Source organism: Bacillus cereus group sp. MYBK14-1 (assembly GCF_051916885.1).
In the GTDB taxonomy this organism is placed as follows: Bacteria; Bacillota; Bacilli; order Bacillales; family Bacillaceae_G; genus Bacillus_A; species Bacillus_A cereus.
The window spans coordinates 114,553-129,388 of sequence record NZ_JBQAHM010000012.1; the positions used below are offsets into that span (position 1 = coordinate 114,553).

Genomic DNA, 14,836 nt, shown 5'->3' on the forward strand with positions numbered 1-14,836 from the left:
ATCACTCCTTTATGTGAAAAGTGGGATGAATTGATAAAAAGAGATGATGCCAGAGCAAGTGCCAAGGCACATACCGACGAATACATCTGACGGATAGTGAAGTCCTAAATAAATACGTGAAATACCGACGCATAATGCTAACGGTAATAGGAAAGCAAGTAAGCTTGGATTATAGCAAATAAATGGAATGAAGACAGAGAAAACGGCTGTTGTATGACCAGACGGGAAAGAGTGGTCTTTTAATGGATGGACTGGATATTTTGCATCCTGAATTGTTAAATAAGGACGTTTTCGTGGATACCATCTTTTTAATATTTGTACAGGAATATGGCTAATTGCTAAAGAAATAGCAGTTGCAATTGCTGCCTGATGTAAAGTACCTTTTGCAAAAATTAAAAAGAAAAGTGTGAGTGCGATGGAGAAAGTCGCGCCACCGATATGAGTAATATTGCTGAAAAAGATATTTAATGTTTTTTGATCAAAGTAGCGATTAATTCCTTTGAAAATGTAACATTCTATTTTATATAATCCACTGACCTTCATGAAAATTCTCCTCCCTCGTTTACATATATATGGAGATATTAGCTTTTATTTTAATAAGATTTTGTTGAGGGAGTAATAATGTTTTGTAAAGAAAAAGTTAGTTTTTATATAAAAAAAGCTGCCAATCTTATGGCAGCGGAAATTTACTTCTGTAATGATTTATAATATTGACCTTTTTCAACGTATTGCGTGCGAATACGCTCCATATCTTTACGGTCTTCTGCTGTTAATTCACGAATGACTTTCGCGGGACGACCGAAAGCTAACGTGTTTGGTGGAATTTTCTTTCCTTGTGAAACGAGGCTTCCAGCGCCGATAAAAGCTCCTTCGCCAATTTCAGCACCATCTAATATAATGGATCCCATTCCAATTAAAGCATCTTTTTTAATATGACAACTATGTAAAATAACTTGATGCCCAACTGTAGCATCATCTTCTAAGATAAGAGGATACTGAGGGCTTTGGTGGAGTGTACATTGGTCTTGTACATTTACTCGGTCTCCAATGATCGTTGGTGACACATCACCACGGATGACTGTATTAAACCAAATACTTGATTCCTCGCCAACGTAAACATCGCCTGTAATCGTAACATAGTCAGCGATAAAAGCACTACTCGCAATTTTCGGTTTTTTTTCTTTGTAAGGATATATCATGTAAAGTCTTCCTTTCCTAGAGACTAGTTTTAGTGTATCAAATTATGAGAAAGAGTGAAATGGAGGAGAGCCGTATGTGGAATTATGAAGCGGAGGAAGCGGAGGAAGCAAAGGCTGTCATTGTTATTGTGCACGGCGCAATGGAATATCACGGACGTTACGAAGCCGTTGCGGAAATGTGGAATCATATCGGCTACCACGTCGTGATGGGGGATCTTCCGTCACATGGAACGACTTCAAGAAATAGAGGACATATTGATTCATTTGATGAATACATAGAGGAAGTTAAACTATGGGTGAAAGAAGCAAGAAAGTATAGGTTACCTATTTTTCTATTCGGTCATAGTATGGGTGGTCTTATTGTCATTCGTATGATGCAAGAAACGAAGAGAGAAGATGTAGAGGGTATTATTTTGAGTTCGCCTTGTTTAGGGGTAGTGACTGGACCCTCTGCTCCGCTTCAATTTGCTTCAAAAATATTAAATGTTGTGGCTCCAAAATTGCAATTTGCAACGAATCTTACGGTGGAAATGTCAACACGTAACCACGAGGTGAGAGATGCAATGGAGAATGATTCTTTGTTCTTGCGCAAAGTATCAGTACGTTGGTATAGTGAGTTGATTAAGTCTATCGAAATTGCTCATAAAAAAATAGATGATTTTCCAGATGTTCCGCTCTTGCTAATGCAAGCTTGTGAGGATAAACTTGTAGATAAAACACGTGTCCGCACTTGGTTTGATAATGTTAAAATAAGTGATAAGGCTTTTAAAGAATGGCCGAATTGTTATCACGAGTTATTAAATGAGTATGAGCGTGATGAAATTTTGAGTTATATTCAGTCATTTACTGAAATGCATGTCAATAATATAGTAAAAACAAACAAATAAATCATTATTTGTACATTTAATAGAGGAGATGAAGGAAGAAGTGAACGTACCGAGTAATCCCATAACGCTCATGGCGAAAGTATACCGTGATGTGTTTCCGGTTGTACACCATGAGCTAGCGATGTGGAAAGAGCGTGCCTACCATATTCCGAATGATGAGCTTCATAGTCAGGCAATCGCAAGTATTGAGCATAAAACGTTTCATTGTGAGGGCGGTGGCATTTTAGCGCTATTAGCAAATGAACACCGAGAAGAATGTATTCGTTTTATCGTAGCGTATCAAACGATCAGCGACTATTTAGATAATTTATGTGATCGCAGTACATCACTTGATCCAAATGATTTTGCCGCACTGCATGAATCGATGTTAATGGCATTATCACCTGAAGTAGAAGGCGGCGGTAATTATTATCGTTATCGTGATGATCAAGATGATGGTGGTTATTTAGATGAACTTGTTGAAACATGCCAAGATGTTTTAAAGAAAACGAAGCACTATGACAAAATTGCTCCTGTTCTTCATGAACTGGCTTGTTATTATTGTGATTTGCAAATTCATAAACACGTGAAGTTAGAAGAAAGAGAGCCGCGCCTGAAAACTTGGTTTGAAGCACATAAAGAAAACTTACCTGAGATGAGTTGGTTTGAATTTTCAGCATGTGCCGGTTCTACACTTGGAATTTTCTGTCTTGTAGCATATGCATTTCATGATGAATTACATGATGAAGATATTGCGAAAATTAGACAAGGGTACTTCCCTTACGTACAAGGACTTCATATCTTACTTGATTATTTCATTGATCAAGAAGAAGACCGTATAGGCGGAGATTTGAATTTCTGTAGTTATTATGAAAACGAGCAAGCAATATTAGATCGGATGAAACACTTTGTAGAAGAAGCAGAGAAGAGCATTGGTGATTTGCCTCATGCGAAGTTTCATCGCCTTATAAGCCGAGGATTACTTGGTATTTATTTATCAGATCAAAAAGTATCAGCACAAAAGAATATGCACAAAATGGCACGGCGCATTGTAAAGTACGGAGGCCTCACTTCACGATTCTTCTATTGGAACGGGAAGATGTACCGAAAGAAAACAGCGCAGTGATGAAGAAAACCACTCATATAGAGTGGTTTTTTTGTTATAATATGGTAAAGATGGTGGTGGAAATGAAGCGATTGTTTCAAAAGCTATATGACAATATTGAAGTAACATTACTTGTGCTACTTTCCATTTCATTTGTTATATGATGATGAATAAAACCGGCGGTCCTACAACGATGGATTATGTAGCTCAAATTATCATTGCATTGATTATTATAGTAGATATTGTTTTTTTAATAAGTGGTAGAAAAAAAGAGAACAGTAAATAAAAAGCATTTGTACACGATGGTACAAATGCTTTTTCATTATGATCGTATTTTTGAAAATACATATATAAGAAGTTCAATCGCTAAAATAACTAAAACAGATAGTCCAAATAAAGGCATGACAGCGCCTAGTATTACCATCATGATAAAGAAAACGAATATACTTTTCTTATCTCTTTGTTTTGGAGGTGCTGCTAATTTTCCTTTCGGCTTTCTTGCTAACCACATTTTTATTCCGTAATAAATGAGAAGTAGTAGAGATAATGTCGTTAGTAAGCATAATATTTTATTTGGCCATCCGAATAAATGTCCTTCATGAAGCGGGATACCGTAGGTGAACCATTGTGCAAGTAATCCATAATCACGATAGTCCGTTTTTGAAATGAGCTCCCCGCTATATTGGTCAAAGTAAGCTGTTATCTCTTCATTTGGTGCAACATGCATACCTGTAATACCAGAACCGCTCGATTTCGAAACAGTGAATACACCTTTCGGATCAGCTGGTAGTGAAATAACATATGGCTTCTTTATTTCAATTCCTTTTTGTAATTCATCGACAGAAATTGCTTTCGGTTCATTTGAATTTGATTCAGGCGGAGCTTCTTTTCTTGTTGCCCACGGCAATTCTTTTACCTTTGATTCAGGCGGAGCCATGTACAATTTTGGATATCCGAGTGATTCATTTGACGATGCAATTTTATAAATTTGGTTCCCCATAAATCCTGACCATGGCAATCCAGATGCGACTAGCAGAAAGAGAGGAATTGTAAATATAATACCGATAATAGAATGACGTCTTTTTGCTTTTTCTCGCTTATTGGATGATAGTGTGTTTTTGAATTGTCGTATACTCATGTACAATCCGGTTACGATTAAAAAGATTGTCCAGCATGCCGCGAGTTCTACAGTATAGTTTACGACAGTGCCACCAACTAAAAGAGAACTATGTAATTCCCTCATTATATTGGCAAATGTTTCACTTGCGTTTTGATCCCCAACAATTTGATTATTGCTATCTAAATACACATATTTTTGTTGCCCAGTATACTCATTTGCAATTGTAAGTCTCGTATTATAATCCCCATTAAACTCACTAATTTTCGCCACGCTATAATGTGGATATTTTTTCTCTGTTAAGGAAATAGAATCAGACATCGAAATAGATTCTGTTTGAGCACTCTTCCCAAAATATAAATCTTTATAGATGAAATCTTCAACTTCCTCCCGAAATAAATACCCAATTCCGCTCAGTGACAAAGTAATAAGAAGCGGCGTAATAAAAAGCCCAGCATAAAAATGCCAACGCCAAAAAATGTAATGAAGCGAACGATTTACTTTCATACTTTCAGTTCCCCTAACCTTCCCTATATGAATAACTACTTATTTAATATAGCGAGATTAAGTGTGATTACTTTGAAAGAATTGTGAAGAAAGTTAAAAGTTTTTAGGATGATTTTCATAAAACATAAAACACATTTCAAAAGGGATGTTTTCTATGTTTATGAAGATTTCTTTGTATTTGATAGATACATCCTAACAACCGCATTAGCAAGACATTGAGAGGAATCAACAAAATCCTCACTCGCCACCACATTCAAATCGGTGCATGCGATAATTACGGTATCTACTTCATCCTTCAACTGCACAACGAGCGCGCTCCATAATTTGCGAGCTTTTTCAACTTCCCCGCTTTTAATATACGTAATAATTTGATTAATCATCGTTTGCCATTTTTCATAATGAATGTATTCTATATTCCGTTTTGCAATCCCATCTTGGTAAATCCCAGCTTGAACAGTTGCTTCCGTTGCGAGAAGAGCGACTCTTTTTGTATTTTCAGGAATTGCTTGTAACGTTTCATCGACTATATTTAACATCGGGATAGAAAGCGAACGCTGTAATTCTTCAAAATAAAGATGCGCCGTATTGCACGGCATAGCGATAAAGCTTGCGCCAGTACTTTCAAGTTTTTGTGCTCCTTCAATAATTGCTTTTTTCATCGCTTCGTGATCAATAGGGCGATCCATGTAAAACGGTGTTGGGCACGAATAGATCATCATATGAGGAAAGTCCATATCATACTTTGCTCCGTATATTGTTTGGCACCTTGCTACAACTGTATCGACGAATGGCCCAGTTGATTTTGGTCCCATTCCTGCTAGTATTCCGATCATTGTTTCGTCTCCTTTAAGAATGTTTACATCCATTATATAGGAGAATAACAAAAAGACGTGCAATGAATGCACGTCTTTTTTTGTTATGTTTTGTCGAACAATCAATATAGCCGAGAAATCGTTGATATATTGTAAGTTATGATAGATATATCGAAAAAATCGTTGATATATCCCGAGTTACGATAGATATAATTGAAAAATCGTTGATATATTACCCCGCATTAACGGGCAGTAAAACTCCCACCTTAAAATTCGCCTGGAGCAAAGAGGTTAGGTGGGAGATAAACTGCCCATAAATGCCCGATTGGTTCAACTAATAATCAGTGGGGATGCCCCCACTGATTAAAGTTTCACTTTATCGCTTCTCAATCGCCACAATAAATGGCGGGTTATTTTGTTGATTAATGAAGCCATATCGCAGTACGTGTGCTTGTTTTTGGTCTAGTTCTTCGGCAAATGTAAGTACAGCGTCGCGTTCTACTTGTCCTTCTGGGTGTCCGTGGTAAATAACAAGGACGATGATACCTTCAGGCGCCATTACGTCTAATAATTGCTCAATCGCCGAGATTGTTGAGTTCGGTTTTGTGACGATATGCTTGTCTCCGCCTGGAAGGTAACCTAAGTTGAAAATCGCGCCTGTTACTTTTCCTTTTGCATCTTCTGGTAATATGGATAGAAGTGTATCGTGACTATCGTGAACTAAAACAGTACGTTCGAAAAGTTCTTTTTCTTTTAGACGAGTTGTTGAGCTTTCGATTGCCTCTTTTTGAATATCAAATCCAAATACTTTTCCGTTATCTCCAACGATTTCAGCTAGGAAGCAAGTGTCATGGCCGTTTCCTAAAGTTGCATCTACAGCGTAATCGCCTTCTTTTACTGCTGTTTGCAAGAGAGTGCGAGCAAACGGTAATACACGTTCTAATTTCATTTTTGTTTCTCCTCATTTGCATATTTTCCTTGCCAGCTTCCGCGGCGTACAAATTCTGCATCAATGGAATTTAATACTTCCCATTTATTTAAGCTCCACATTGGACCAATCATTAAATCAGGCGGACCGTCACCTGTGATGCGGTGCACAATTACGTCTTCTGGAATAATTTCAAGTTGGTCAACAACGAGACTTACGTAATCCTCAAGAGAAAGGAACTCGAGTTGTCCTTTTTCATATTGCTTCACCATTGGCGTTCCTTTTAATAAGTGAAGTAAGTGGATTTTAATTCCTTGTACATCAAGCTTCGCTACTTCACGAGCTGTTTCCATCATCATGTCGTAATCTTCAAGTGGAAGGCCGTTAATAATATGAGAACAAACTTTAATGCCGTGCTTACGTAATTTATTTACACCTTCAACGTAAGAAGGATAATCGTGAGCACGATTAATAAGATTTGCAGTACGTTCATGGACGGTTTGTAGTCCGAGTTCAACCCAAAGGTAAGTGCGTTTATTTAAGTCCGCTAAATATTCAACGACATCGTCCGGTAAACAATCTGGACGAGTCGCAATAGAAAGACCGACAACGTCTTTTTCTGCTAGAAGCGGTTCGAATTTTTCTTTTAACACTTCAAGTGGTGCATGTGTATTTGTGTACGCCTGGAAATAAGCGATACATTTTCCATCTTTCCACTTTGAGCGCATTTTTTCTTTCATTTCATGATATTGCGTTATAACATCATCGCGGCGATCGCCAGCGAAGTCACCAGATCCAGCAGCACTGCAAAATGTACAACCGCCATAAGCAACTGTACCGTCACGGTTCGGGCAATCGAAGCCAGCATCTAATGAAACTTTAAAGATTTTTTCACCAAATTCATTTCGTAAATGATAATTCCATGTATGATAACGTTTATTGTCGTTTGTATATGGAAAAGGGTTTTGAACCTTCATTACTTTCCCTCCTAAGCCGAGTCAAAATGAAACAAAATCCATTATAACATACTCATAAGGTTCAGATGGAAGGGACACACTAAAGGGGAATTGAAGCAAGGAGGGACAATTATGGCAGAGCGTCAATCACTTGAATCTTATATTACACAAGCGGAACAAGCGGTGGAATATGCGAAAGAACAATTAGATCTTGGTATGAGACAAGAGCATTATAATACGATGGAGTATTCAGATGCGCAGTTACAATTAGAACAAGCGTATAACGATTTACAAACGATGCAACAACATGCAAATGATGAGCAACGTGAGCAATTAAATAGAGCACGTATGGCAATTCGCCAATTGCAACATCAAATGATTATTACACCGCACTAATAAGGAGTGAATGTAATGGCGAAACGTTCAGATCAAAATAACCCAGAACAAAAAACGCAAAATGGACATAACGCTGAGTTTTCGAATGAACTTGATCCGATTGTTCAAGTAAAACAGCGTAATAGTAAAAAAGGACAACCTCAAAAATCGAAACAATCAGAGTAGACCAGGTCGCAATATGACCTGGTTTTATTTTGCTATATGACAATAATGTAAGATTCCTGTAAGGTTTGTCGATAGTTGTGAGCAGCTTTCTCCAGTAGAGTAAGAAAGGATTAAGTTTTATACAAGGAGTTGCTTTATGGGGAACAATATTATAAACAAGCGAATTGATGAGTTAGATTACATTCGTGGCTTTGCACTACTAGGGATTATTTTAGTAAATATTTTAGCACTACTTAATATTAAAACCCCAGATCCTAATACAGTAGATGCTAGCTATCAAAGGTTTCTATACTTATTTGTAGAAGGTCGTTTCTTCTCGATTTTCTCATTCTTATTTGGAGTGGGATTCTATATCTTCATTACAAGAGCGATTGCGAAAGGGAAAAATGGATATGTTTTATTTTTCCGCCGCGTAGTTGCATTATTTATTTTTGGTTTGATTCATTACATGTTTCAGCCTGGAGAAGCGTTAACGTTATATGCAATTTGCGGATTAATCGTTTTACCGTTTTATAAAGCGAAAAAACAAGTGAACTTAGTAATTGGTCTTATTTTGACAATAGCCTTTAGTGTAATGGGTGTTAAAGAACTATTACCACTTGGTTTAATTTTATTAGGTCTTGCTGCAGGACAATATCGTGTATTTGAAAATCTTTCGCAAAATATAAAGAAAGTCGCTATTTTTACAGGCATTATGTTTGTTTTAAGTGTCATAGCTGTATGGTATCAATATGGACACGTGCCTGCTGGCCCATTTGTAAATATGATATTGATGAATGAAGACGGAACAATGGATGCTGCAAGCCAGTTTCTAAAAATTGGTATTACTGTTGGACCAATTATTTCAGCTTTCTATGTAGGAGCATTAATTTTATTACTTCAGTTAAAACCAGTTCAAACATTATTAGCACCATTGAAATACTATGGTCGTATGGCTTTAACAAATTATATCGGACAAACGGCAATGATTTTAATTGCCGGTAGTGTATTTAACTTTGCAGGTAACTTAACTTACATGCAGACTTTATATGTATGTATTGCAATTTATGCAATTCAAATTGTATTTAGCGTAATTTGGATGAAAATCTTTAAAATGGGTCCATTAGAATGGATTTGGCGTGTTATTACGTACTGGACGGTAACACCTTTAAAGAAATAGAGAGAGAAGTGGGCTGTTCCTTTTGTGGAGCAGCCTATTTTTATTTTCAGCTTTTGTAGTTGCGCCGATATATTTGAAAAATCGCCGATATAATTTCATTTACCGATTCGATATGTCACTAATATTCAAAGTAGTAAAAGCCAAACTTACACGCCCACCTTCTTTATATTACAAAAGTGTAAGGTAAATGTAATGTTAACAAATAGCAGTTCACCTCCAAAAGGCGCAAAATAGGTAATGGAAAAACAAGCGTAGGAGGATATATATGACGAAACCAGTTGTAGACGTGAAAAACGTTCAAAAAGTGTACGGTAAAAAAGGTGAGAACCAATCACACGCGTTAAAAGGTGTGTCATTCTCAATTCAAGAGGGTGAGTTTGTTGGAATTATGGGACCATCTGGTTCTGGTAAAACGACATTATTAAATGTAATTTCAACATTAGATAAAGCAACGGGCGGCGTTGTTGAAATTGCGGGTACGGATATTACAAAAATGAAGCAAGGTGAGCTTTCTGATTTCCGTTCACAAAAATTAGGATTCATCTTCCAAGATTTTAATTTGTTAGAAAACTTATCTATTTATGAAAACATTGCACTTCCACTTTCCTTGCAAGGTGTTCCATCACGTAACATTGGACCAAAAGTCGAGAAAGTAGCGGATATGTTAGGGATTACAGAAATACTTCAAAAGTACCCATCTGAAGTATCTGGTGGGCAAAAGCAACGTTCGGCAGCAGCGCGTGCTTTAGTGCATGAGCCGGCAATTATTTTAGGGGACGAGCCAACAGGAGCGCTTGATTCTAAAAATGCAACGAGTTTACTTGATGCGATGACAAACTTAAATAAAGATCAAGGCGTATCTATTATGATGGTTACACATGATCCGTACAGTGCAAGTTACTGTCAGCGTATTTTATTCATTCAAGATGGTGAGCTATATAAAGAAATTCACCGCGGCGGTACACGTGAAGAGTTTTATAAAGAAATTTTAGATGTGCTTGCGGACTTAGGCACACAAAAAGCGTAAGAAGGGAGGTTCTAGAGCATGTTATTTAAACTTTCCATGTCAGGGCTAAAAAGTAAGCTGAAAGATTATATCGTCTTACTTGTTGGTCTTGTCATGTCCATTTCAATTTTTTATATGTTTCAAACATTAGCGTTAAACGAGGCCTTCCTTAAGGAAAATTCTACTATTGGTCAAATTGGATTTGTATTCCAAGCAGGTTCATTTTTACTAGCTATTATAACGTTCTTCTATATTTTGTATGCGAACTCTTTCTTACTATCTCTTCGTCAAAAAGAGTTTGGTATGTATATGATGTTAGGAGCAAAAAAGCATAAAGTTACATTACTTATGTTTATTGAGACAATTGTATTAGGCGCCGCGTCTCTTGCAATTGGAATTGCAGTTGGTGTAGGACTTGCAGAAGGTATCGGTCAATTATTAATGAAACAATTAGAATTTGCTGGTGAAGGCTATAAAGCATTTTATCTGCCATCTATGACTGTTACGTGCATCTTCTTCTTTGCACTATTTGTATTATCGGCAATTATGAACAGTATTAAATTATCACGTATTTCTGTCCTGCAACTTGTACATGCAGACGCACAAACAGAACGTGTTGCAGTAAAAGGAAAAATGACAGGTGTAGTTGCATTCCTTGCGGTTATTTTATTAGGAATGGGCTATGCATCAATGATTTACATGGAAAAACTAAGAGAAATGGGAATCATTATTGCATTAATTACAACGACAGCTGGTACTTACATGCTGTTTGGATCACTTCTCCCGGTCTTTATTAAAAAGTTAAAGAGTAATAAAAAGCGTAGTGAAAAAGGACTTAACGCTTTTACATTTGCACAATTAAATTTCCGTATTAATAGTTTAACGAAGGTGCTTGCGACGGTAGCAATGTTAGTTGCGCTCGGAGCTGGTGCAATTTCAGGCGGTATGGCGTTTAAAAATAACGTTATAAAAATGGTTGATGGATTTGAAATTTATGATTCAGTAGTTCATAATCCAACGGCTGAAGAAAAGAAAATTTTAAATGGTATTACATTTAAAGAGAAAAATGAATATCGTTACAAAATCGATGATAAATACGTTTACTATGTAAAAGAGGATTTAGAGAAAAATCGTCCTGTAATAAGAGATATGGAAAATATGAAGTCGATGAAGGATGGCGTGAAAACGAAAAAAGTCTCAGAGGAACTACCAGTAGGTGCAGTTGCTAGAGAAATGAATGAAAAAGATGCGAATGCGAAAGAACTTCCACAAGAATGGGACGAGGCTTTCAGAACAATCCAACCATTCTATGTACATCAGGATCATGCAATTAAAATTGTAAATCAAAAAATGTACGATGAGATAAATGGTAAAGAAGGTATAGCATTTATCGGAAAAGTAGATGATTTCTTAACATATGAAAAAGAATGGAAAAAAATTGACGAGTTGCAACTAGATAAATATAAAAATGTAAAAGCTGAACAAATGAATAGTAAACATCAAATGTATGACATGTTCTACGGCTTTGCGAGCGGAACAGTGTTTATGGGATTCTTCCTTGGAATTGCGTTCTTAGCAATGATGGCAAGCTGTCTTATGTTTAAAATTCTTTCTGGTGCATCAAAAGATATTACGCGTTATCAAATGCTCCGTAAAATCGGTGTGCGCCGTGAGTTATTAACGAAATCGATTTATAAAGAGTTATTCTTAGTATTCTTATTCCCAGCAATTGTGGGTATCGCTCACGTATTAGTTGGTATGAATATTTTCGGATTTATTTTAATCGATCCGTACTTCCGTATTTGGGTACCAATCGTAATTTTCGTAGTTATTTATGCGATTTATTACTTCATTACAGTTCAATTGTATAAAGGAATTGTTCTTCCGAAAGAAGATTAATAATAAAAACCGAGCAAAAACGCTCGGTTTTTATTATTTTCAGAAAAAACACTTTAATGTTACTGATATATATAATATAATGCAAGTAAGTAACGTAATATAAAAGTAGAAGTAGCTGTATAAGGAAAGGAGGAATCCAATCTGTAGAAAGAAGCTGAACTTTTATCCCCACATTTTTTACCGCAACGTATTTATACAATCGTAAGTTTCCACATTGAAAGTTTTCAGAACCACCTGAGTATATTGTGAAAATAATGGATAACACATGGAAATCTCATAGCATGATAAGGTAAAATGGACAACATAATGAGAAAATTACCGTTCATAAGATGAGGAGAATACATGTATGGAAGTTGTAGAGGCATTAAAAGATATAAGCCAAATTGAGGCTATGAAAAAATATTTAAAAGAGCACTCCCAGCGAGATTATCTTTTATTTGTTATTGGAATTAACACAGGATTAAAAATTACAGAATTACTTAGCATGAAATTTGAAGATGTATTAAATGAAGATGGGACTGTTAAAGAGTTTTATACTCTTCCTGTGAAAGATGAAAAATTCAAACAAGATATTTATTTAAATACAAAAGTAAAAGAAGCGCTTTTAGATTACGTACAATCTATTGGCGTTAAAAGAGAAAATTACGTATTTCAATCTAATAAAACGCCAAATTCAATTACGCGCCAACAAGCGTATCGTGTAATTCATAATGCTGCAGAAGCAGTTGGAGTTGTTGGTAAGATCGGAACGAATTCAATGCGAAAAACATTCGGATTTCATGCGTACAAAAGAGGGATAGCGATTGCGCTGTTGCAAAAACATTTTCATCACGCGACTCCATCAGAGACGCTAAAGTATTTAGGTATTTCAAAGGATGAGACCTTTAAAACGGAGATTGATGTCGATTTATAAAAGCCGTAACTAAAAGAATTAGGAGGCGGAAAATATGAATATTAGAGAGAGTGAACTGCCGGGTATTGGATGTAAGTTTGAAGTGATTACAAAAGGTAATGAAAAGATGGTTATCGTTATTCATGATGATGGCCGAAGAGAAATGTACCATTTTGATGCTGATCATGAGGAGAGTATTTCAAGCGTCTCTCTTCGTGATTCCGAAGCGAGACAAATTGCAGCTATATTGGGCGGAATGGTATATAGACCACAAGCTTTAGATACGATTGAAATGGCCTTTGAAGGATTATCAATTGAGTGGTTTAAGGTGGAAAATAATGCACCAGTCGTACAAAAAACAATTGGTAGTTTACATGTCCGAAACACATATAACGTAACGATTATTGCCATTTTGAAAAAGAATATGAAGAAGTTCTTTAATCCAGGCCCAGATTCTATCATTGAAGCTGGCGATATGCTCGTACTATCAGGTGAAAGACATGAAGTAAAAAGAATTATTAATGAGTTGCTTTCAGTAGGAGGGGATTCATAATCGATGGATACTTTAATCTTTGAAGTTGGGACTGCGTTAGTATTAGTCGCTTTTGCAGCTATTCTCGCTGCAAAGTTAAAGTTCTCGATTATTCCGTTTCTCATTATACTCGGTATGCTAGTGGGGCCCCATGCCCCAGATTTAGGGCTTATCGATTTAAGATTTATTGAAAGCGGAGAAGTTATTTCCTTCCTCGGCCGTGTTGGCGTTATATTCCTCTTATTCTATTTAGGCTTAGAATTCTCAATTAAAAAATTAATTAAATCAGGAAAGTCAATTGCTTTTGGGGGAACTGTTCATATATCGCTTAATTTTATATTAGGTTTACTTTACGGATATATAATGGGTTTCCCCTTATTAGAAACATTAATTATTGCTGGGATCATAACAATTTCATCGAGTGCAATTGTTGCGAAAGTAATTGTTGATTTAAGAAGATCTGGTAATAAAGAGACGGAGCTAATTTTAGGAATCATTATGTTTGATGATATCTTTTTAGCCGTATATTTATCAGTCGTTTCAGGATTAGTACTCGGAGGGGCAACGTCACTTGTAGGGGCTCTTACATCTATTTTAATCGCAGTAGGGTATATGCTACTATTCTTTGTAGTTGCTAGAAAAGCTACACGATTTTTAAATAAAATGTTAGATATTTCGTCCAATGAAATTTTTATTATCGTAATATTCGCTATTTTGTTCTTTGTAGCAGGATTTTCAGAAACGATTCATGTCGCGGAGGCGATTGGAGCATTATTATTGGGGCTCGTCTTTTCTGAAACAGAGCATAGTGATCGAATTGAACAGCTCGTTGTTCCGTTTCGTGATTTCTTTGGAGCTATATTCTTTTTCAGCTTCGGTTTAAGTATAGACCCATTTTCACTTGGAGGAGCAGTGTGGTTGGCATTAGGAGCAGTTTTCATTACTCTTATCGGTAATTTTACTGCTGGAATGGTTGCGGGGCGTAAAGCTGGGTTATCGCATAAGGCTTCTACGAATATCGGTTTAACACTTGTATCACGCGGAGAATTTTCCATTATCGTCGCGAATATTGGAATTGCGGGCGGCTTAATGGCAACTATTAAACCATTCTCAGCTTTGTATGTTTTAATATTAGCATCGTTAGGACCTTTGTTAACGAAAGAATCTGGGAGAATATATTCCTTATTAGATAAAATATTTAAATGGAGCGCTAAAGAAAGTGCGAAGCGAGAAAAGGAAGTTGGATAGTATAAAGAGGCTGCATGAAGTTCATGCAGCCTCTTTATACATTGTTACT

General features: G+C 36.4%; 16 protein-coding genes and 1 pseudogene. 11 read left to right on the plus strand and 6 right to left on the minus strand.

Going from position 1 to position 14,836, the window contains the following annotated elements; translation table 11 throughout:
- Window positions 1-9: 9 nt before the first annotated feature.
- Together ACTFR3_RS24400 and ACTFR3_RS24405 are read right to left on the minus strand one after the other, a co-directional pair.
- Window positions 10-543 carry a phosphatase PAP2 family protein gene (locus tag ACTFR3_RS24400; protein ID WP_000868582.1) on the minus strand — a complete coding sequence of 178 codons (534 nt, stop codon included), beginning with the start codon at window positions 541-543 and terminating at the stop codon, window positions 10-12.
- A gap of 143 nt (window positions 544-686) precedes the next feature.
- Window positions 687-1,199: a gamma carbonic anhydrase gene (locus ACTFR3_RS24405; protein WP_440044871.1), complete on the minus strand. Its 513-nt coding sequence runs from the start codon at window positions 1,197-1,199 to the stop codon at window positions 687-689.
- Window positions 1,200-1,273: 74 nt separating this feature from the next.
- Here ACTFR3_RS24405 and ACTFR3_RS24410 point away from each other — a divergent pair, with 74 nt between their 5' ends.
- The 3 genes and pseudogenes from ACTFR3_RS24410 (at window position 1,274) to ACTFR3_RS24420 (ending at window position 3,456) form a co-directional block, all read left to right on the plus strand.
- A complete protein-coding gene (locus ACTFR3_RS24410; RefSeq protein ID WP_000267402.1) occupies window positions 1,274-2,086 on the plus strand; it encodes an alpha/beta hydrolase in 813 nt (270 codons plus the stop codon).
- Between the two features lie 40 nt (window positions 2,087-2,126).
- A complete protein-coding gene (locus tag ACTFR3_RS24415; protein WP_001102464.1) occupies window positions 2,127-3,191 on the plus strand; it encodes a tetraprenyl-beta-curcumene synthase family protein in 1,065 nt (354 codons plus the stop codon).
- A gap of 62 nt (window positions 3,192-3,253) precedes the next feature.
- A pseudogene (locus tag ACTFR3_RS24420) lies at window positions 3,254-3,456 on the plus strand (hypothetical protein).
- A gap of 36 nt (window positions 3,457-3,492) precedes the next feature.
- On the opposite strand, the gene ACTFR3_RS24425 reads toward ACTFR3_RS24420, so the two are convergent.
- The 4 genes from ACTFR3_RS24425 to ACTFR3_RS24440 all read right to left on the minus strand — a co-directional run bounded on the left by ACTFR3_RS24425 (window position 3,493) and on the right by ACTFR3_RS24440 (window position 7,511).
- A complete protein-coding gene (locus ACTFR3_RS24425; protein WP_000867829.1) occupies window positions 3,493-4,794 on the minus strand; it encodes a PepSY-associated TM helix domain-containing protein in 1,302 nt (433 codons plus the stop codon).
- Between the two features lie 158 nt (window positions 4,795-4,952).
- A complete protein-coding gene (locus tag ACTFR3_RS24430; protein ID WP_440044872.1) occupies window positions 4,953-5,627 on the minus strand; it encodes an aspartate/glutamate racemase family protein in 675 nt (224 codons plus the stop codon).
- Between the two features lie 355 nt (window positions 5,628-5,982).
- A complete protein-coding gene (locus tag ACTFR3_RS24435; RefSeq protein ID WP_440044873.1) occupies window positions 5,983-6,555 on the minus strand; it encodes a class I SAM-dependent methyltransferase in 573 nt (190 codons plus the stop codon).
- Complete coding sequence (locus ACTFR3_RS24440; protein WP_000868029.1) at window positions 6,552-7,511, minus strand: TIGR01212 family radical SAM protein; 960 nt, start codon at window positions 7,509-7,511, stop codon at window positions 6,552-6,554. Before ACTFR3_RS24440 ends, ACTFR3_RS24435 begins: the two co-directional genes overlap by 4 nt.
- Before the next feature lie 111 nt (window positions 7,512-7,622).
- Here ACTFR3_RS24440 and ACTFR3_RS24445 point away from each other — a divergent pair, with 111 nt between their 5' ends.
- The 8 genes from ACTFR3_RS24445 to ACTFR3_RS24480 all read left to right on the plus strand — a co-directional run bounded on the left by ACTFR3_RS24445 (window position 7,623) and on the right by ACTFR3_RS24480 (window position 14,787).
- A complete protein-coding gene (locus tag ACTFR3_RS24445) occupies window positions 7,623-7,886 on the plus strand; it encodes a YtzC family protein (protein ID WP_000840865.1) in 264 nt (87 codons plus the stop codon).
- Between the two features lie 15 nt (window positions 7,887-7,901).
- Complete coding sequence (locus ACTFR3_RS24450) at window positions 7,902-8,051, plus strand: hypothetical protein (protein WP_001129340.1); 150 nt, start codon at window positions 7,902-7,904, stop codon at window positions 8,049-8,051.
- A gap of 136 nt (window positions 8,052-8,187) precedes the next feature.
- Window positions 8,188-9,210, plus strand: a complete 1,023-nt coding sequence (locus ACTFR3_RS24455; RefSeq protein ID WP_000527695.1) for a DUF418 domain-containing protein — start codon at window positions 8,188-8,190, stop codon at window positions 9,208-9,210.
- 265 nt (window positions 9,211-9,475) lie between these two features.
- Window positions 9,476-10,237: an ABC transporter ATP-binding protein gene (locus ACTFR3_RS24460; RefSeq protein ID WP_000165844.1), complete on the plus strand. Its 762-nt coding sequence runs from the start codon at window positions 9,476-9,478 to the stop codon at window positions 10,235-10,237.
- 18 nt (window positions 10,238-10,255) lie between these two features.
- Entirely contained in the window at window positions 10,256-12,115 is a 1,860-nt protein-coding gene (locus ACTFR3_RS24465; protein ID WP_000897745.1) for an FtsX-like permease family protein, read from the plus strand.
- 346 nt (window positions 12,116-12,461) lie between these two features.
- Window positions 12,462-13,028 carry a tyrosine-type recombinase/integrase gene (locus ACTFR3_RS24470; RefSeq protein WP_000454210.1) on the plus strand — a complete coding sequence of 189 codons (567 nt, stop codon included), beginning with the start codon at window positions 12,462-12,464 and terminating at the stop codon, window positions 13,026-13,028.
- Between the two features lie 34 nt (window positions 13,029-13,062).
- Window positions 13,063-13,560 carry a cation:proton antiporter regulatory subunit gene (locus tag ACTFR3_RS24475; protein WP_001026053.1) on the plus strand — a complete coding sequence of 166 codons (498 nt, stop codon included), beginning with the start codon at window positions 13,063-13,065 and terminating at the stop codon, window positions 13,558-13,560.
- Window positions 13,561-13,563: 3 nt separating this feature from the next.
- Entirely contained in the window at window positions 13,564-14,787 is a 1,224-nt protein-coding gene (locus ACTFR3_RS24480) for a cation:proton antiporter (protein ID WP_000380179.1), read from the plus strand.
- The last annotated feature ends 49 nt before the right edge of the window (window positions 14,788-14,836 follow it).

Bases quoted from the DNA above. Each gene is read 5' to 3' on its own strand.
- ACTFR3_RS24400 (WP_000868582.1), bottom strand. From the start codon at position 543: ATGAAGGTCAGTGGATTATATAAAATAGAATGTTACATTTTCAAAGGA.
- ACTFR3_RS24405 (WP_440044871.1), bottom strand. From the start codon at position 1,199: ATGATATATCCTTACAAAGAAAAAAAACCGAAAATTGCGAGTAGTGCT.
- ACTFR3_RS24410 (WP_000267402.1), top strand. From the start codon at position 1,274: ATGTGGAATTATGAAGCGGAGGAAGCGGAGGAAGCAAAGGCTGTCATT.
- ACTFR3_RS24425 (WP_000867829.1), bottom strand. From the start codon at position 4,794: ATGAAAGTAAATCGTTCGCTTCATTACATTTTTTGGCGTTGGCATTTT.
- ACTFR3_RS24430 (WP_440044872.1), bottom strand. From the start codon at position 5,627: ATGATCGGAATACTAGCAGGAATGGGACCAAAATCAACTGGGCCATTC.
- ACTFR3_RS24435 (WP_440044873.1), bottom strand. From the start codon at position 6,555: ATGAAATTAGAACGTGTATTACCGTTTGCTCGCACTCTCTTGCAAACA.
- ACTFR3_RS24440 (WP_000868029.1), bottom strand. From the start codon at position 7,511: ATGAAGGTTCAAAACCCTTTTCCATATACAAACGACAATAAACGTTAT.
- ACTFR3_RS24445 (WP_000840865.1), top strand. From the start codon at position 7,623: ATGGCAGAGCGTCAATCACTTGAATCTTATATTACACAAGCGGAACAA.
- ACTFR3_RS24450 (WP_001129340.1), top strand. From the start codon at position 7,902: ATGGCGAAACGTTCAGATCAAAATAACCCAGAACAAAAAACGCAAAAT.
- ACTFR3_RS24455 (WP_000527695.1), top strand. From the start codon at position 8,188: ATGGGGAACAATATTATAAACAAGCGAATTGATGAGTTAGATTACATT.
- ACTFR3_RS24460 (WP_000165844.1), top strand. From the start codon at position 9,476: ATGACGAAACCAGTTGTAGACGTGAAAAACGTTCAAAAAGTGTACGGT.
- ACTFR3_RS24465 (WP_000897745.1), top strand. From the start codon at position 10,256: ATGTTATTTAAACTTTCCATGTCAGGGCTAAAAAGTAAGCTGAAAGAT.
- ACTFR3_RS24470 (WP_000454210.1), top strand. From the start codon at position 12,462: ATGGAAGTTGTAGAGGCATTAAAAGATATAAGCCAAATTGAGGCTATG.
- ACTFR3_RS24475 (WP_001026053.1), top strand. From the start codon at position 13,063: ATGAATATTAGAGAGAGTGAACTGCCGGGTATTGGATGTAAGTTTGAA.
- ACTFR3_RS24480 (WP_000380179.1), top strand. From the start codon at position 13,564: ATGGATACTTTAATCTTTGAAGTTGGGACTGCGTTAGTATTAGTCGCT.